The organism is Solimonas sp. K1W22B-7, assembly GCF_003428335.1.
Taxonomy (GTDB): Bacteria; Pseudomonadota; Gammaproteobacteria; order Nevskiales; family Nevskiaceae; genus Solimonas_A.
The window spans coordinates 1,444,071-1,461,411 of the sequence record NZ_CP031704.1; the positions used below are offsets into that span (position 1 = coordinate 1,444,071).

Annotated in this window: 17 protein-coding genes; 5 read left to right on the top strand and 12 right to left on the bottom strand. The window is 66.5% G+C overall.

From position 1 onward, the window contains the following. Nucleotides 1-30: 30 nt before the first annotated feature. Nucleotides 31-597: a PadR family transcriptional regulator gene (locus D0B54_RS06670; protein WP_117290385.1), complete on the bottom strand. Its 567-nt coding sequence runs from the start codon at nucleotides 595-597 to the stop codon at nucleotides 31-33. Between the two features lie 92 nt (nucleotides 598-689). On the opposite strand from D0B54_RS06670, the gene D0B54_RS06675 reads away from it, so the two are divergent. Continuing rightward, entirely contained in the window at nucleotides 690-1,655 is a 966-nt protein-coding gene (locus tag D0B54_RS06675) for an NAD(P)H-dependent flavin oxidoreductase (RefSeq protein ID WP_117295081.1), read from the top strand. A 161-nt stretch (nucleotides 1,656-1,816) separates the two neighbouring features. Here D0B54_RS06675 and mfd read toward each other — a convergent pair whose 3' ends face one another. The 5 genes from mfd to clpB form a co-directional block, all read right to left on the bottom strand. Further along, a complete protein-coding gene (mfd, locus tag D0B54_RS06680) occupies nucleotides 1,817-5,158 on the bottom strand; it encodes a transcription-repair coupling factor (RefSeq protein ID WP_117290387.1) in 3,342 nt (1,113 codons plus the stop codon). A gap of 64 nt (nucleotides 5,159-5,222) precedes the next feature. Then, the gene (locus tag D0B54_RS06685; RefSeq protein WP_117290389.1) at nucleotides 5,223-5,468 is read right to left on the bottom strand and encodes a hypothetical protein; all 246 of its coding nucleotides are present in this window, start codon (nucleotides 5,466-5,468) and stop codon (nucleotides 5,223-5,225) included. After that, nucleotides 5,465-7,303 (bottom strand): ferrous iron transporter B, encoded by a 1,839-nt coding sequence (gene feoB / locus D0B54_RS06690; RefSeq protein ID WP_117290391.1) that lies wholly within the window; start codon nucleotides 7,301-7,303, stop codon nucleotides 5,465-5,467. Before feoB ends, D0B54_RS06685 begins: the two co-directional genes overlap by 4 nt. Beyond that, entirely contained in the window at nucleotides 7,300-7,548 is a 249-nt protein-coding gene (locus D0B54_RS06695) for a FeoA family protein (protein WP_117290393.1), read from the bottom strand. The genes feoB and D0B54_RS06695 overlap by 4 nt, the downstream gene beginning before the upstream one ends. A gap of 279 nt (nucleotides 7,549-7,827) precedes the next feature. Beyond that, the gene (gene clpB / locus D0B54_RS06700) at nucleotides 7,828-10,425 is read right to left on the bottom strand and encodes an ATP-dependent chaperone ClpB (RefSeq protein ID WP_117290395.1); all 2,598 of its coding nucleotides are present in this window, start codon (nucleotides 10,423-10,425) and stop codon (nucleotides 7,828-7,830) included. A 216-nt stretch (nucleotides 10,426-10,641) separates the two neighbouring features. Between clpB and D0B54_RS06705 the strand changes: the two genes are divergently transcribed. Together D0B54_RS06705 and D0B54_RS06710 are read left to right on the top strand one after the other, a co-directional pair. Next, nucleotides 10,642-11,073, top strand: coding sequence for a hypothetical protein (locus D0B54_RS06705; RefSeq protein ID WP_117290397.1), 432 nt, complete (start codon nucleotides 10,642-10,644; stop codon nucleotides 11,071-11,073). A gap of 115 nt (nucleotides 11,074-11,188) precedes the next feature. Next, complete coding sequence (locus tag D0B54_RS06710; protein ID WP_117290399.1) at nucleotides 11,189-11,716, top strand: hypothetical protein; 528 nt, start codon at nucleotides 11,189-11,191, stop codon at nucleotides 11,714-11,716. Between the two features lie 85 nt (nucleotides 11,717-11,801). On the opposite strand, the gene D0B54_RS06715 is transcribed toward D0B54_RS06710, so the two are convergent. Then, complete coding sequence (locus D0B54_RS06715; RefSeq protein ID WP_117290401.1) at nucleotides 11,802-12,104, bottom strand: HigA family addiction module antitoxin; 303 nt, start codon at nucleotides 12,102-12,104, stop codon at nucleotides 11,802-11,804. A gap of 11 nt (nucleotides 12,105-12,115) precedes the next feature. Next, nucleotides 12,116-12,394 (bottom strand): type II toxin-antitoxin system RelE/ParE family toxin, encoded by a 279-nt coding sequence (locus D0B54_RS06720; protein WP_117290403.1) that lies wholly within the window; start codon nucleotides 12,392-12,394, stop codon nucleotides 12,116-12,118. 117 nt (nucleotides 12,395-12,511) lie between these two features. Between D0B54_RS06720 and D0B54_RS24200 the strand changes: the two genes are divergently transcribed. Next, nucleotides 12,512-13,018 (top strand): hypothetical protein, encoded by a 507-nt coding sequence (locus D0B54_RS24200; RefSeq protein ID WP_162932259.1) that lies wholly within the window; start codon nucleotides 12,512-12,514, stop codon nucleotides 13,016-13,018. A gap of 70 nt (nucleotides 13,019-13,088) precedes the next feature. Here D0B54_RS24200 and D0B54_RS06725 read toward each other — a convergent pair whose 3' ends face one another. After that, on the bottom strand, nucleotides 13,089-13,364 hold the full coding sequence (locus tag D0B54_RS06725) for a HigA family addiction module antitoxin (protein WP_117290405.1): 276 nt from the start codon (nucleotides 13,362-13,364) through the stop codon (nucleotides 13,089-13,091). 103 nt (nucleotides 13,365-13,467) lie between these two features. On the opposite strand from D0B54_RS06725, the gene D0B54_RS06730 reads away from it, so the two are divergent. After that, the gene (locus D0B54_RS06730) at nucleotides 13,468-14,472 is read left to right on the top strand and encodes an IS30 family transposase (RefSeq protein ID WP_117289342.1); all 1,005 of its coding nucleotides are present in this window, start codon (nucleotides 13,468-13,470) and stop codon (nucleotides 14,470-14,472) included. Nucleotides 14,473-14,485: 13 nt separating this feature from the next. Here the strand turns inward: D0B54_RS06730 and D0B54_RS06735 are convergent, their stop codons facing one another. The 3 genes from D0B54_RS06735 to D0B54_RS06745 are packed head-to-tail and all read right to left on the bottom strand — an operon-like array spanning nucleotide 14,486 to nucleotide 17,339. After that, nucleotides 14,486-15,304: an ABC transporter permease subunit gene (locus D0B54_RS06735; RefSeq protein ID WP_117290407.1), complete on the bottom strand. Its 819-nt coding sequence runs from the start codon at nucleotides 15,302-15,304 to the stop codon at nucleotides 14,486-14,488. Further along, nucleotides 15,301-16,218, bottom strand: coding sequence for an ABC transporter permease subunit (locus D0B54_RS06740; protein ID WP_117290410.1), 918 nt, complete (start codon nucleotides 16,216-16,218; stop codon nucleotides 15,301-15,303). The genes D0B54_RS06735 and D0B54_RS06740 overlap by 4 nt, the downstream gene beginning before the upstream one ends. Further along, nucleotides 16,215-17,339, bottom strand: coding sequence for an ABC transporter ATP-binding protein (locus D0B54_RS06745; protein ID WP_117290411.1), 1,125 nt, complete (start codon nucleotides 17,337-17,339; stop codon nucleotides 16,215-16,217). The genes D0B54_RS06740 and D0B54_RS06745 overlap by 4 nt, the downstream gene beginning before the upstream one ends. Nucleotides 17,340-17,341 lie beyond the last annotated feature (2 nt).

The following is a 17,341-nucleotide window of genomic DNA, read 5'->3' on the forward strand; positions in this document are numbered from 1 at the left end:
TCGCAGCGACCGGGGAATTGATGACAGGCCCTAGGGCTTGAGCGCCGGCTGGTCCGGTACCTTGCCCTCGGTCAGCAGGGCACGCACCTCGGTCAGCAGCGTCATCCAGCTCTGCAGGTTGCGGATGCCGAAGCGCAGCGCGACGTAGACCAGCGCCTGCCGGCGGCTGGAGTTGCCGCTGCGGTCGAGATGCGAAGCCTCGAGCTGCAGGTACTCGTCCAGCTTGTCGCGGAATTGCGCAAGGTTGCGCTCCAGTTCCGCCAGCAGGGGCGCCGGGTCCGCCAGGTTGGCTGCATACAGGCGCATCAGGATCGCGCTGCTGATCCTTTCCGGCTTCCAGGCCGCCTCCAGCCAGCCTTTCAGCGAGGCACGGCCCTCCGGCGTGATGCGGTAGTGCTTGCGGTCGGGCCGCGAGGCCTGCTCCTGCAGTTCGAACTCCACCAGTCCTTCCTGCCCCAGAGCCTTCAGCTCCTGGTAGATCTGCTGGTGGGAAGCGCTCCAGAACTGGCCGATACCGCCGCGGAAGCGCTGTGCCAGGTCGTAGCCGGTGCCGGGCTTGCCTTCGAGCAGGACGAGGATGGCGTTCTTGAGGGACATGGCGGGCTTCCGGGAATGGCCTGATATGCAAGATATTGCATATGATCGGCCCTTGTGCAAGGATATGCAATATCTTGCATATGGAGAACGCCGTGGCCCTGCCTGCACAACTCAAGAACCGCCTGCGCCTGCCCGTGGTCGGCGCGCCTCTGTTCATCGTGTCCAACCCGGACCTGGTGATCGCGCAGTGCAAGGCCGGCATCATCGGCTCTTTCCCGGCGCTGAACGCGCGCCCGGCGGAACTGCTGGAGGTCTGGCTCAAGCGCATCAACGAGGAACTGGACGCCTGGAACCAGGCCAACCCGGACACGCCGGCCGCGCCCTACGCCGTGAACCAGATCGTGCACAAGTCCAATGCGCGCCTGCAGCACGACCTTGAGGTCTGCGTGAAGTACAAGGTGCCGGTGGTGATCACCTCGCTGGGCGCGCGCCCCGAAGTCAACGAGGCGGTGCACTCCTACGGCGGCATCGTGCTGCACGACATCATCAACAACCATTTCGCGAAGAAGGCGATCGAGAAGGGCGCCGACGGCCTGATCGCGGTGGCTGCCGGCGCCGGCGGCCATGCCGGCACGCTGTCGCCCTTCGCCCTGATCCAGGAGATCCGCGAGTGGTTCGACGGGCCGCTGCTGCTGTCGGGCTCCATCGCCAACGGCAACGCCATCCTCGCCGCGCAGGCCATGGGCGCGGACCTGGCCTACATGGGTTCGGCGCTGATCGCCACGCGCGAAGCCAATGCCGATGAGCGCTACAAGCAGATGATCGTCGACTGCGGCGCCGACGACATCGTCTACTCCAATCTCTTCACCGGCGTGCACGGCAACTACCTGCGGCCCTCCATCGTCAACGCCGGGCTCAATCCGGATGCGCTGGAAAAGGGTAGTGCCAGCGACATGGATTTCGGCGCGGGTGAAGCGACCAAGTCGAAGGCCTGGAAGGACATCTGGGGCTGCGGCCAGGGGATCGGCGCGGTGAAGCAGATCGAGAGCGTGGAGATGCTGGTGTCGCGGTTGAAGCGGGAGTATGCGGGTGCGAGAGAGCGGCTGGCGGTCGCGTAGCGCAACCAAGTTGTCCCCTCTCCCGCTTGCGGGAGAGGGTGGCCGGAGGCCGGGAGAGGGTTTCTGTAAATCGTGCATGGACTAGCCCAGCTACGATTTACAGAAACCCTCTCCCTGTATCCCTCTCCCGCAAGCGGGAGAGGGGACAAAGAAAGAAACGACTACTTCAGCATCCCCATCGCCTTCAACAACATCTCCGCCCGCTCCTCCACCTTCTCCAGGTTGGCATACCAGTGCAGGCGCTTCTGTCCTTCCAGCTTCCAGTACTTGGGCTGGGTCTGGATCAGCCTGATCATCTTCACCGGGTCGATCGTCGTCTGCGGGCCGAAGTCGAAGGCGGCCGAGCGCGCGCCGGCGCGCAGGCGTGACAGGCCCAGGGCCTGGGCGGCGATGCGCAGGCGCGTGGCGTCGAACAGGCGCTCCGCCGCCGCGGGCAGCAGGCCGAAGCGGTCGATCATCTCCACCTTCAGCTCGTCCAGTTCGTCGTCGGTGGCGGCCTCGGCGATGCGCTTGTAGAGCGTCAGGCGCGCGTGCACGTCGGGGATGTAGTCGTCGGGGATCAGGGCTGAGGCGCCCAGGTCCACCTCGCAGTCGGAGCGGCCGAAGGGGCTGTCGTCGATCTTGCCGGAGCGGATCGCCTTGACCGCGCGCGCCAGCAGCTCGGCGTACATGGTGAAACCCACTTCCTCGATCTGGCCGGTCTGGTCCTCGCCCAGCAGCTCGCCGGCGCCGCGGATTTCAAGATCATGCGTGGCCAGCGCGAAGCCCGAGCCCAGGTCGCCCAGGGTCTCGATCGCGTCCAGGCGCTTTTGCGCGTCCACGCTGAGCGAGCGCTTGGACGGCACCATCAGGTAGGCATAGGCGCGGTGGTGCGAGCGGCCGACGCGGCCGCGCAGCTGGTGCAGCTGCGCCAGGCCCAGGGTGTCGGCGCGGTCGATGACGATGGTGTTGGCGGTCGGCACGTCGATGCCGGATTCGATGATCGTGGTGCTGACCAGGATGTTGAAGCGCTGGTGGTAGAAATCCAGCATCACCTGTTCCAGATCGCGCTCGCGCATCTGGCCATGGGCGTAGCGCACGCGGCCTTCGGGCACCAGTTCCTGGATGTTGCGCGAGAACTGCTCGATGTCCTTGACCTCGTTGTGCAGGATGTAGACCTGTCCGCCGCGGCGCAGTTCGCGCAGGCAGGCTTCGTACACCAGCGTGTTGTTCCACTCGTGCACCGCGGTCTTGATGGCGATGCGCGAGGGCGGCGGCGTGGCGATGATGGACAGGTCGCGCAGGCCGGCCAGCGACATGTTGAGCGTGCGCGGGATCGGCGTGGCGGTGAGCGTCAGCAGGTCCACCTCGGCGCGCAGGTTCTTCAGCGTTTCCTTGTGGCGCACGCCAAAGCGATGCTCCTCGTCCACCACCACCAGGCCCAGGTTCTTGAACTTCACGTCGGCCTGCAGCAGACGGTGCGTGCCGATGACGATGTCCAGCGCGCCGCTTTCCAGCTGCTTGAGCATCGCCGTCTGTTCCTTGCCGGTGCGCATGCGCGACAGGCTGGCGACGCGGATCGGCCAGCCGGCGAAGCGGTCGGAGAAGTTCTTGGCGTGCTGCTCGGCCAGCAGCGTGGTGGGCGCCAGCAGGCAGACCTGGCGGCCGGCGCGGGCGGCGGCGAAGCAGGCGCGCAGCGCCACCTCGGTCTTGCCGAAGCCGACGTCGCCGCAGACCACGCGGTCCATGGTCTTCTCGCTGCGCAGGTCGTCCAGCACGGCGTCGATCGCCTTCTGCTGGTCGTGCGTGGGCGTGAACGGGAAGCTCTCGCAGAAGCGCTCGTAATCGGCCTGGTCGAACTCCAGGGCCATGCCGGGCTTGGCGGCACGGCGCGCCTGGATCTGCAGCAGCTCGGCGGCGACGTCGGCAGCCTTCTCGCGCGCCTTGGCCTGCGCCTTGGCCCAGCGCTCCGAGCCCAGGGCGTGCAGCGGCGCCTTGTCGTCCTCGCTGCCGGTGTAGCGGTGGATCAGGTTCAGCGAGCCCACCGGCACGTAGCGCTTGCCGTCGGCGTACTCCAGCAGCAGGTACTCGGCGACGATGCCGCCGGCGTCGAGCTTCTCCAGGCCGCGGTAGCGGCCCACGCCGTGCTGCACGTGCACCACCGGCGAGCCCAGCGACAGCGTGGAGAGATCGCGCAGGATGGTTTCCGGGTCGCGGATCCTGGCGCGGCCGCGGCGCGTGTGCATCGGCGTGCGGGCGCCGAACAGCTGCGCCTCGGACAGCACGGCGATGCTGTCGCCGGGAACGTGGAAACTGTCCTGCAGCGGGCCCAGCAGGATGCCGTAGCGCTTGGAGTCGGTGGCGAACTCGGCCCAGTCCTTGTACTCGCGCGGCAGGATGCCCAGGGGCTTGAGCCAGGCCAGCACGGCCTCGCGGCGACCGGGCGACTCGGCGATGAACAGCACACGCGCGGTGGCGGTCTTGAGCCAGGTGCGCAGTTCGTCGACGCCGGCGGGCAGGGCGTGGGCGTCGCTGCCGGGCTTGCGCACCTCGTACAGCGCCATCTCGCGCAGCGCCTGCTCGGGCTCCTGGTAGAGATCGGCCGGCTTCATCAGCGGCCGCTCGATGTCGCCGCGGTAGCGCTCGTAGCGCTCCTCGATCTGCTGCCAGTCGGTCTGCAGCGCCTGCTCCATGTCGGCGACCGGCGCCAGCATGGCGCCCGGCGGCAGGTAGTCGAGCAGGCCGTGGGTGTGGTTGAAGAACAGCGGCAGGTAGGACTCGATACCGCCCGGCATCAGCTTGCGGCTGACCTCGGAGTAGATCTGCGAACGCGCCGGATCGCCGGGGAAGTATTCGCGGTAGCGCCGGCGGAAGGTCTCGATGCCCTCGCGGTCGGTGGGGAACTCGCGCGCCGGCAGCAGGCGGATCTCGTCGACCTTGTCGAGGCTGCGCTGGGTTTCCGGGTCGAAGCTGCGGATCGTTTCGATCTCGTCGTCGAACAGGTCGATGCGGAAGGCGGTGTTGCTGCCCATGGGGAACAGGTCCACCAAGGCGCCGCGCACGGCGAACTCGCCCTGGGTCTGCACCTCGGACACCGACTGGTAGCCGGAGGCGACCAGGCGCTCGCGGAAGGCGTGAGGATCGAGCTTGTCGCCCAGGCCGAGCTGGAAGCTGCGCCCGGACAGCCAGTCGCGCGGCGGCAGGCGGTGGATCAGGGCGTCGGCGGTGACCAGCAGCAGGCCGCGGCCCAGCTGCGGCAGCCGCGCCAGCGCGCGCAGGCGATCCGACAGGATCTCCTGGTGCGGCGAGAACTGGTCGTAGGGCAGGATCTCGGTATCGGGCAGGTGCACCAGCGGCAGGCGGCCGGCGAGGAAGAAGCGCAGGTCTTCCTCCAGGCGGTGGGCCTGCTGCTCGTTGCCGGCCAGCACGACCACCGGGGCATCGTGGGCCAGCGCCAGCTCCACGGCGGCCAGCGCCGTGGCGGCGCCGGTGAGCGGGGTCTGTGGGGGTGAATCAGGGGTCATGCAGCGTTTTCGACCACGGGCGCCGCCAGGGGTGCGGCCTAGCCGGCGATTATCTCACGCGGCCCTAGCCGCGGTGAAAGCGCACCGGCTGCTCGGCCTTGGCGGCCGGCTTGGGGCTGTCGCAGTCGCCGCAGCTGTTGCAGCTGCCGCAACCGCCGGAGGGCGCCGCCACCAGCACCGGCTTGCCGCGCAGGCGCGCGACCATGCTCCGGCGCCAGCCCGGCGCCAGCTTGCCCAGCGCGGTCCACAGGCTCAGCAGCAGGGCGCCGCCGATCACCGCGAACTCGAACAGGGCGTAGGCGCTGATCATGTCGTCAGTGCAAGCGTGATCTGGTAGGTGATGAACGAGGCCAGGTAGGCCAGGCCGAACAGGTAGACCGTCGCGATGGCCACGGGGCGCCAGCCGCCGCCTTCGCGGCGGATCGTGGCCAGCGTGGCCAGGCACTGCGGGGCGTAGACGTACCAGGCCAGCAGCGACAGCGCCGTGGCCAGGCTCCACTGGCTGGCGATGATCGGCATCAGCGTGGCGGAAGGATCTTCGACGGTGGCCGAGAGCGCGTAGACGGTGCCCAGGGCGCTCACCGCCACCTCGCGCGCCGCCAGGCCGGGGATCAGCGCGATGCAGATCTGCCAGTTGAAGCCGATGGGCGCGAACAGCGGCTGCATCCAGCGGCCGATGTGGCCGGCCAGGCTGTAGTCGATGGCGGCGCCGGTGGCGCCTTCCGGCGGCGCCGGGAAGCTCGACAGGAACCACAGGATCACCGTCAGCGCCAGGATGATGGTGCCGACGCGCTTGAGGAAGATGCTGGCGCGCTCCCACAGGCCGATGGCCACGTCCCTGGGATTGGGCAGGCGGTAGCTCGGCAGCTCCAGCAGCAGCGAATGCTCGCTGTGGTCGCGGCGCATCCACTTCATCACGTAGGCCACCACCAGGGCGCTGAGGATGCCGGCGGCGTAGAGCGCGAACAGCACCAGGCCCTGCAGGTTGAAGGGGCCGACGTTCTGCGCGGGGATGAAGGCCGCGATCAGCAGCGCGTACACCGGCAGGCGCGCCGAGCAGGTCATCAGCGGCGCCACCAGGATCGTGGCGAGGCGGTCGCGCGGGTCCTGGATGGTGCGCGCGGCCATGATGCCGGGGATCGCGCAGGCGAAGCTGGACAGCAGCGGGATGAAGCTGCGGCCGGTGAGGCCGGCACCGACCATCATGCGGTCCAGCAGGAAGGCCGCGCGCGGCAGGTAGCCGGATTCCTCCAGCAGCAGGATGAACAGGAACAGGATCAGGATCTGCGGCAGGAAAATGATGACGCCGCCGAGGCCGGCGATGATGCCGTCCACCAGCAGGCTCTTGAGCAGGCCCTCGGGCATCAATTCGCCGGCCGTACCGCCGAGCCAGGCCGCGCCGGCGTCGATGCCGTCCATCAGCGGGGCGGCCCAGGAGAACACGGCCTGGAAGATGGTGAACATCAGCACCGCCAGGATGGCCAGGCCGAACACCGGGTGCAGCAGCACGTTGTCGAGCGCGTCGTCGATGCGTGCGGTGCGCTGCGGCACGCTCACGGCCGTGGACAGCAGGCGGCTGACTTCGGCGTGCAGGTCGGCGCCCTCGGGCAGCGGCGGCGACAGCGGCGGCAGCTTGCCGTCGAGTTGCGTGAGCAGCTCCGCGGCACCGCCGCGACGCACCGCCACGGTTTGAACCACCGGAATGCCGAGGCCGGCCTGCAGCTTCGCCACGTCGATGCGGATGCCGCGGCGCTCGGCGGCGTCGCAGAGGTTCAGGGCCATCACCATCGGCAGGCCCAGGCGCTGCAGCTCCAGCACGAAGCGCAGGTGCAGGCGCAGGTTGGTGGCGTCGACCACGCAGACCAGCAGGTCCGGGCGGGCCTCGCCCTCGAAGCGGCCCAGGCAGACGTCGCGGGTCACCGCTTCGTCGGGGCTGGTGGCGGCCAGGCTGTAGGCGCCCGGCAGGTCCAGCACCTGAACATGGCGGCCGGAGGGTGCGAGGAAGCGCCCTTCCTTGCGCTCGACGGTGACGCCCGCGTAATTCGCCACCTTCTGCCGCGCGCCCGTCAGGCGGTTGAACAGCGCGGTCTTGCCGCAGTTGGGGTTGCCTACCAGGGCGATGCGCAGGGCGGCTTCGCTGCTCATGCCTGTGCCTCCGCCAGCTTCACGGTGACGCGCGCGGCCTCGGCGCGGCGCAGGGCGAAGCGGGTGTAGCCGATCTGCACCAGCAGCGGCTCGCGCCCGGCCGGCCCCTGGGCCGTGACCCGCACCGGCTCGCCCGCGACGAAACCCAGTTCCCGCAGGCGCACGGCGATGGGGTCGCCCGCGGCCACGTCCTGGACCCCGACCACGACGGCGGGGGTGTTGCGGGGCAGGTCGGACAGGGTCATGGGGCGCTGGTGAAGACTAGATAAGAATGATTTGCATTGTAGCCTGCCCTGCCCGGGGGTGCCTATGGTGCAGAAACGGCAAATCCCGCAGTGGGTTCTCCGGGGCGGGATTTGGCATGAAATTCAATCAATTCAGTCCCCTCTCCCGCTTGCGGGAGAGGGGTGGGGGAGAGGGGTTCTGTAAATCGGGCAGGGACTACCCAAGTCTGGATTCACAGAAACCCTCTCCCGACCTATCGGCCACCCTCTCCCGCGGGGCGGGAGAGGGGACAGCAGGCTTCAGCGCTGGAAGCTCAGCCGCCCCTCCGCCGCATCCACCAGCACCCGATCCCCCGCCGCAAACCGCCCGTCCAGGATCTCCCGCGCCAGCGGGTTCTCCACCAGGGACTGGATCGCGCGCTTCAGCGGGCGCGCGCCGTAGATCGGGTCGTAGCCGGCCTGCGACAGCAGGTCCAGTGCGGCGTCGCTGAATTCCAGGCCGATGCCGCGCTCCGCCAGGCGCTGGGTGACGCGCGCGGTCTGGAACCGGGCGATGGCGCGGATCTGCGAGGAGCCCAGCGGGTGGAACACCACCGCCTCGTCGATGCGGTTGATGAATTCCGGCCGGAAGTGGCTGCCGACCACGCCCATCACCGCTTCCTTGATCGCGTCGTACTGCGGACGTGACTCCTCGTCCTTGCTCAGCATTTCCTGGATCAGCTGCGAGCCGAGGTTGGAGGTCATCACCAGCACGGTGTTGCGGAAGTCGACGGTGCGGCCCTGGCCGTCGGTCAGGCGGCCGTCGTCCAGCACCTGCAGCAGCACGTTGAACACGTCGGCATGCGCCTTCTCGACCTCGTCGAGCAGGATCACGGAGTAGGGACGGCGCCGCACGGCCTCGGTGAGATAGCCGCCCTCGTCGTAGCCGACATAGCCCGGCGGAGCGCCGATCAGGCGCGACACGGAATGCCGCTCCATGAACTCGGACATGTCGACGCGCACCATCGCTTCCTCGGTGTCGAACAGGAAGCTCGCCAGGGCCTTGCACAACTCGGTCTTGCCCACGCCCGTGGGGCCCAGGAACAGGAAGGAGCCGATCGGCCGGTTGGGGTCGGACAGGCCGGCGCGCGAGCGGCGGATGGCGTTGGACACGGCGGCGATGGCCTCGTCCTGCGACACCACGCGCTTGTGCAATTCGTCTTCCATGCGCAGCAGCTTTTCGCGCTCGCCTTCCAGCAGCTTGGACACCGGGATGCCGGTCCAGCGGCCGACGATCTCGGCGATCTCGTCCTCGGTCACGGAATTGCGCAGCAACTCGAACTTCTTCGGCGCACCCTCGGGCACGGCCGCGGCCTCGGCGGCGCGGCGTTCCAGCTCCGGGATGCGGCCGTACTGCAGCTCCGCCATGCGCGACAGGTCGCCGGCGCGGCGCGCGGCTTCCAGCTCCAGGCGCGCGCGCTCCAGCTCCTCCTTGACGCCGGCCGAGCCGGCGACGGAGGCCTTCTCCGCCTTCCACTTCTCTTCCAGGTCGGAGTATTCGCGCTCCAGGCCGGCGATGGACTTCTCCAGCTCGGCCAGCGAGCGGCGCGCGCCTTCGTCGTTTTCCTTCTTCAGCGCCTCGCGCTCGATCTTGAGCTGGATCAGGCGGCGGTACAGGCGGTCCAGTGCCTCCGGCTTGGAGTCGATCTCGATGCGGATGCGCGAGGCGGCCTCGTCCATCAGGTCGATGGCCTTGTCCGGCAGGTTGCGGTCGGTGATGTAGCGGTGCGACAGCCTGGCCGCCGCGATCAGCGCGCCGTCGGTGATGTCCACGCCGTGGTGCACCTCGTAGCGTTCCTTGAGGCCGCGCAGGATCGCGATGGTGTCTTCCACGCTGGGCTCGCCCACCAGCACCTTCTGGAAGCGGCGCTCCAGCGCCGCGTCCTTCTCGATGTACTTGCGGTACTCGTCCAGGGTGGTGGCGCCCACGCAGTGCAGCTCGCCGCGCGCCAGCGCGGGCTTGAGCATGTTGCCGGCGTCCATCGCGCCGTCGGCCTTGCCGGCGCCGACCAGGGTGTGGATTTCGTCGATGAACAGGATGACGCTGCCCTGGTCCTTGGCCAGCTCGTTGAGCACGCTCTTCAGGCGCTCCTCGAATTCCCCGCGGAACTTGGCGCCGGCGATCAGCGCGCCCAGGTCCAGCGTCAGCACGCGCTTGTTCTTGAGCGACTCCGGCACCTCGCCGTTGACGATGCGCTGGGCCAGACCTTCGACGATGGCGGTTTTGCCCACGCCGGGTTCGCCGATCAGGGCGGGGTTGTTCTTGGTGCGGCGGCTCAGGACCTGGATCACGCGGCGGATTTCCTCGTCGCGGCCGATCACCGGGTCGAGCTTGCCGGCCTGGGCGCGGGCGGTGAGGTCGATGGTGTACTTCTGCAGGGCCTGGCGGTTGTCCTCGGCGTTCTCCGAGTCCACCTTCTGGCCGCCGCGCACCTGGTCGATGGCCTTCTCCAGCAATTCCTTGCGCGCGCCGGCGGCGCGCAGCGCCTCACCGGTGGCGCCCTTGTCGTCCACCGCCGCCAGCACGAACAGCTCGCTGGAGATGAACTGGTCCTTGCGCTGCTGCGCCAGCTTGTCGGTCAGGTTGAGCAGGCGCGACAGGTCCTGCCCCACGCTCACCTCGCCGGTGGCCTGGCCCAGCTTGGGCAGCTGGTCGATGGCCCGTGACAGCTTGCTGCGCAGCAGGTCGGCATTGACGCCGCCGCGCTGCAGCAGGGGCAGGGTGGAGCCGCCGTCCTGGTTCAGCAGGGCCGTCAGCAGGTGCGCCGGGTCGATATGCGGGTTGTCCCGGCCCACGGCCAGGGACTGGGCGTCGGCAAGGGCTTGCTGGAAGCGGCTGGTCAGTTTGTCCATGCGCATGGCGGGGGGCACTCGGTGTCGAAGGTAATGCCCTGAATCTGGTGGCTTTGCCGCCGGGTTCAAGGGCTTGGTGACAACCTGACTCGGTCGGCAGGTTGCGACGCGGGCGGGGGATTGGCAATAGTCGGTGCTGACGTCGCCGAGACAGGATGGGGCCCGGTCATGACCTGGCCTGGGGGTGCCCCGCGGCGGGAACCCATAGAGAGAAAGGCTTGCATGGATAAGATCACATTCGTTGCGATGCTGTTCGTGGGGAGCCTGGTGTCGCTCCTGAGCGGCGGCATGGCGCTCTATGAGCACCTGCAGTTCCGGTTCGACGGCCGGCAGGCGCAGATGGAGCTGGCGGTGCCCTCGACGCGAAAGAGCCGCTTGCCGACCGGCGGGTTTGACGTGATTCCGCAGGATGTGAAGTACCGGGGGACGGACGGCGAAGTCTTCGTTCCGCAGAAGCGGCTCGGGGGTGACATTGCGCAGCGGCTCATCGACGGCGAGAAGATCCCCGTCACTTACCTCAAGCACAACCCCCAGCGGGTGATGTATGCCGGCGACGAACTGCCCAATCCCTGGGGCTGGCTGATCGTCGGTGCGGTGCTGCTGCCCATGTCGCTGATGGCGTACAGGATGCTGCGTCGGGAGGGGATTGCGTAGATCGGGACTCTTGCGCTTGGACGCAACCCGACTCGGTTGTCAGATTGCGGTCCGGGACGGACGTGGGCAATAGTCACGCGTCGCTTCGAGACGCGACTTTCCTGAGGAGGTTTTGATGCTGAGGCTGCTGCTGGTGCTGTCCCTGGTGCTGCTGAGCGCCTGTTCCACGCGAAAGCTCTACTCCGGTGACCGGACACCCGACCAGGTCGCGCGGGTCTACCTGTCCTGGGGCGACCTGGACATCAAGTACCTGGACCATCAGCCGGTCAAGAATGTCGTATTCGTCAATACGGCGCTGGAGATGGACCCCGGCTTCCATGTCATGACCGTGCTCGCTCATTGGGGGCAGGTGGTGAGCGGTGTTCCGGGCGTCACCAGCACGACTTCGAGCTGGACGCAGTACTTCTACCCTGTGCAATTGACGCTCAAGGCGGGTCACACCTACGTGCCCTGGGTGGAAGGCAACGAGCGCCCGCCACGCCAGGTCTGCCTTGCGGAAGAGCCTCACGACGCGCCGGGCGTGGTCACGAGCAGCGGCTTGGACGGCGCTCCGCGAACCCCCAGTCCCAATGCACGCAAGATCTGCGCGCCTTTCGTGAATGCGACCCAGTACGTGGAAAGCCACGGGTATCCGTCCTGGTAACACGCGGAACCGGAACCTGCGTATGGTGACGAGGGTGGGCAAACGTCTTCAAGTTTGCCCACGCGGCATACGTCGGGGCGCTACGCTACGCCGCCTTGTTCCCCGCCCAAGGCTTGATCTTGGCCAAGGTCTTGGCCATGGCGTCCTTGGCCACCTCGGTGTCGTAGCGGCTCTGGCCGCGCAGCCAGTAGCCATCCGATAGCCCGAAGAAACGGCACAGGCGCAGATCGGTATCGGCGGTGATGGCGCGGCGGCCGGCGATGATTTCGCCAATGCGCTGGGCGGGTACGCCGATTTCCTTGGCCAGACGGTACTGGCTGATTTCCATCGGCTTGAGGAACTCTTCCAGGAGAATTTCGCCGGGGGTGATAGGTGCAAGCTTGGGCATGGAATCCTCCTTCAATGATAGTCCACGATCTCAACGTCTTCGGCAGCGCCGTCGTTCCAGCGGAAGCACACGCGGAACTGGTCGTTGATGCGGATGCTGTGCTGTCCGTTGCGGTTGCCTCTCAAGGCTTCCAGCCGGTTGCCCGGTGGTACCCTCAGGTCATCCAGTTTTTCCGATTGGTGCAACTGTTCCAGCTTGCGCCGGGCCACGGATTCGAAGTTGACGAACTGGCGCACGCGGTGACGGTTGAACAGCCTTTCCGTGTCAGCGCATTTGAACGACCTGATCATGGCATATAATGACGTGACGCGTTAATAACGTCAAGCGTGATTATATGGCGGTCGCGGAAGGCGGGATGCGCTACGCTTTCCCGCCCTGCTGCACTAGTTTGACTCTGTCGGATATCCATGAATTTCGATATCGAAAAGCAACTTCTTTTACGGGACCGTGCGAAGCGACAGGAGCTCTTTTCTGCGACGCTAAAAGCGGAAATAGCCATGACCTCATTTGATCTGCCGGGCGGATGCAGCCTGAGCATTCTGTCTCCTGCTTATTCACCGAAGGCCCGCTACTTCTCTCCGGTGATACGGGTGCCGCCACGAACGTCGTTGGAACTGGACGGAACTTTCGAGGTGATGACAGTGGATGCTTTTATTTCATTGGAAATTAAAGCAGTGGAGAGCGGTCGCGCGGGGGCGGGGCACAGCGAGCAGGAACTGCAGCCGTTCAGGTCCGTATTCGATAATCAGTCCAAAAAACCATCGCGCTTTGGGCTCAGGTTGTGCCCTGTCGATGAACTGCCGGAGCATTTCCTTCTTTTCTCGCCGCGCCTGGGTTGGGGCGGCCACTGGGAAGAGATATCTCCTGTGATGTTTGGATTTGTTCCCGAGAGGGGGCCCTGCATTTTTGATTAAATGGTCGTAGTGACGTAGGGGGGGAAACGTCTTCATGTTTGCCCACGCGGCAATGCGATGGCGCACTGCGCTACGCCGCCTTGTTCCCCGCCCAGGGCTTGATCTTGGCCAGAGTCTTGGCCATGGCGTCCTTCGCTATCTCAGTGTCGTAGCGGCTCTGGCCGCGCAGCCAGTAGCCATCCGATAGCCCGAAGAAACGGCGCAGGCGCAGGTCGGTGTCGGCGGTGATGGTGCGGCGGCCGGCGATGATTTCGCCGATGCGCTGGGCGGGCACACTGATTTCCATCGGCTTGAGGAACTCTTCCAGGAGAATCTCGCCGGGGGTGATGGGTGCAAGCTTGGGCATGGGATTCTCCTTCAATCAGCCCAATCTGTCGGCTACTCCTGACCGGGACTGGATACCGTGAGTTCACAAACCAAATGCAACACCCTATTACGAGGGTGCTGCAATGGGACGCAAGAGCTTTGAGCAGTTTGGAATCGAGGAACGGTGTGAGATTTCCCGTCGGCGCCAAGCCGGGGAGTCGATCCGGCAAATTGCGGCAGCTCTGGATCGCGCGCCATCGAGCATTTCTCGGGAACTGAAGCGCAACACTGGCGCGACGGGCTACCAGAGCGTCTATGCCGGCGAGCAAGCTCGGGCGCGCCGCTGGCAAGGTAGCCGGCTTCTGCGTGATGCCGAGCTGCAAGCCAGGGTTCTGGAGGGATTGCGCCGAGGCTGGTCTCCCGAGCAGGTATCGCGGCGGCTGGCTCAGCAGGATCTGCAGATCAGCTACGAGAGCATCTATCGCTTCATTGCCGCCCAGATCGCCCGGACCAACGACTTTTCCTGGCGTCTCTATCTGCCCCGTGCCAAGAGCAAGCGCGGCTTCCGTGGCCGCAAGGGCGGCAGCCCGGCAGAGCACATCCAGCAGCGGGTTTCGATCGAAAAGCGCCCCAAGGCTGCGGCTGACCGGCGCCAGGCGGGACACTGGGAAGCCGACCTGATGCTCTTTGCGCGCTATGGCCAAGCCATCCTGACCCTGCATGAGCGAACGTCCCGGCTGACCGCCATCGTCCGCCAGCCCAGCAAGGCCGCTGCGCCGGTGGCGCAAACCCTCCAGGCCTTGCTGGCCCCACTGCCCCCAGCCCTGCGCCGCAGCATCACCTTCGACAACGGCACCGAATTCGCCTTGCACTACACCCTGCATCAGCCCCTGGGCTTGCAGACCTATTTCTGCGATCCGCATTCCCCCTGGCAGAAGGGTGGCGTCGAGAATGCCAACGGGCGTTTGCGCCGCTGGCTACCCCGGGGAACCAACGTCGAAGACCTCTCACCAGACCAACTCTTGCAGATCGCTCAGATCTACAATCACACGCCACGCAAGTGCCTCGGCTTCAAAACCCCTGCCGAGGTCTTCGCCAAAGTGTTGCATTTCAAATGTGAATCCACCTACCGGCTTTCGCCGGTATGACGGTTCTTCGAAACTAAGCTGGCTTGCCGTCCTTTTCCCGCCTCGTCGTCACCCACCACCCCGCCACCACCCCCAGCGACACGATCAGGATCATCAGCGTCGCCAGCGCGTTGATCTTGGGGCTCAGCCCCAGGCGCACGGACGAGAAGACCTTGATCGGCAGGGTGGTGGAGTCGGGGCCGGCGAGGAAGCTGGCGATCACCACGTCGTCCAGCGACAGGGTGAAGGCCAGCAGCCAGCCGGATACCAGTGAGGGCGCGATGATCGGCAGGGTGATCAGGAAGAACACCTTGAGGCGGTTGGCGCCCAGGTCCATTGCGGCTTCTTCCAGGGAGCGGTCCATCTCCTGCAGGCGCGAGGACACCACCACGGTGACGAAGGACAGAGTCAGGGTGACGTGGGCGATCCAGATGGCGATCACGCCCTTGGAGGCGATGCCGAACATGGCACCCACCGACACCAGCATCAGCAGGATCGACAGGCCCAGGATCACCTCGGGCATCACCAGCGGGGCGGTGATGAGCGCGCCGAAGAGGGTCTTGCCGGGGAAGCGGTGGAAGCGCGTCATCACCAGCGCGGCCATGGTGCCGAGCACGGTGGAGGCGCTGGCGGTCCAGAAGGCGATCTTGAGGCTGACCCAGGCGGCGCCGAGGATCTGGCGGTCGCGGAACAGTTCGCCGTACCACTTCGTGGAGAAGCCGGACCAGACCGTGGCCAGGCGCGACTCGTTGAAGGAGTAGACCATCAGCAGCACGATGGGCAGGTACAGGAAGGCGAAGCCCAGGGCCAGGACCGAGCCGCTTGCCACGCGTTGGCCGCGGGTGGGGTTCATGCCTGCTTCGCCTCCAGCTCGCGCTGCTGCTGGCGGTTGAAGATCACGATCGGCACCAGCAGCAACAGCAGCAGCACGATGGCCACGGCCGAGGCGGCGGGCCAGTCGCGGTTGTTGAAGAACTCGCTCCACAGCACGCGGCCGATCATGAGCGTGTCGGGGCCGCCGAGCATTTCCGGGATCACGAATTCGCCGATGGCGGGGATCATCACCAGCATGCAGCCGGCGATCACACCGGGGCGCGACAGCGGCCAGGTGATGCGCCAGAACGCCTGCCAGGGACGGGCGCCGAGATCATAGGCGGCTTCCAGCAGGCGGTTGTCGAGCTTCACCAGGGTGGCGTACAGCGGCAGGATCATGAACGGCAGGTAGCAGTAGACGATGCCGATGTAGGCCGCGGCCGGGGTGTAGAGGATCTGCAGCGGCTCGCCGATGACGCCCAGGCCCATCAGGATGCGGTTGAGGATGCCGTTGCCGTCGAGGATGCCGATCCAGGCGTAGACGCGGATCAGGAAGGAGGTCCAGGACGGCAGCACCACCAGCATCAGTGCGATGTTGCGCGCGGTGGGGCTCATGCGCGCGATGATGTAGGCCATGGGGTAGCCGATCAGCAGGCACAGCAGGGTGGAGATCGCGGCGATCTTTACCGAGCTGAGGTAGGCCACGGCGTACTGCGAGTCGGTGACCAGCTTGATGTAGTTGGCCAGGTTGAGGCGCATGGTCAGCGCGTCGTCGACGTATTCCAGCACCGACGTGTACGGCGGCATGGCGATGGCCATGCGCGTGAACGAAATCTTCAGCACGATCAGGAAGGGGATCGCGAAGAACAGCGTCAGCCACAGGTAGGGCGCGGCGATCACCGCCCAGCGCGGCTGCGGCAGTCCGCGGCGCAGCGCCTGCAGTACCTCGTTCACGAGCTCAGCACCACGCCGTCTTCGGCGCCCCAGGAAACCCAGACCGGGTCGTTCCAGGTGAGGTTGTCGCTGTCCCAGCGATGGCGGTTGGTGAAGTTGGCCATGAACTTGTAACCGCCCGGCAGGCGCACGTGGTAGACCGAGTGGCTGCCGAAGTAGGCGATGTCCTCGATCACGCCGAGTGCCTTGTTGTGCGGCTGGTCGGGCTCTTCCTTGCGGATGCGCAGCTTCTCCGGGCGCAGGGCGAAGGCCACTTCCTGGCCCTCGAAGCCGGAGATGCCGTGGCCGACGTGGATCAGGGCGTCGAAGGCCGGCGTGCGGATGGTGACGTGGTCGGACTCGTCGTCTTTCACCACGCCCTCGATCAGGTTCACCGAGCCGATGAAGCTGGCGGCGAAGCGGCTGGTGGGCTGCTCGTAGATTTCGTCGGGCGTGCCGACCTGGCGGATGCGGCCGTTCTCCATCAGCGCGATGCGCGTGGCCATGGTCATGGCCTCTTCCTGATCGTGGGTGACCATGACGCAGGTGACGCCCGAGGTCTCGATGATCTCCACCAGTTCCAGCTGCATGTGGGTGCGCAGCTGCTTGTCGAGCGCGCCCATGGGCTCGTCCAGCAACAGCAGTTTCGGCCCCTTGGCCAGCGAGCGCGCCAGCGCCACGCGCTGCTGCTGGCCGCCGGAGAGCTGGTGCGGCTTGCGCTTGGCCAGCTTCTCCAGCTTGACCATGTCCAGCATCTCCTCGACGCGGCGGCGGATGGCGTCCTTGGGCAGCTTGTCCTGCTTGAGGCCGAAGGCGATGTTCTGCTCCACCGTCATGTGCGGGAACAGCGCATAGGACTGGAACATCATGTTGATCGGCCGCTCGTAGGGCGGGGTTTCGCCCAGGGCCTGGCCGTCGAGCAGGATGTGACCGGCGCTGGGCTTCTCGAAGCCGGCGAGGCAGCGCAGCAGCGTGGACTTGCCGCTGCCGGAGCCGCCCAGCAGGGCGAAAATCTCGCCGCGGTTGATGCTGAGACTGACGTCCTCCAGCGCGACGAAGCCGTCGAATTCCTTGCGGACGGTCTCGATGCGCAGGTAGCCGGCCTTGGCGGCGGTGTCCTTGTCCGGCGCGGGCGCTCCCATGG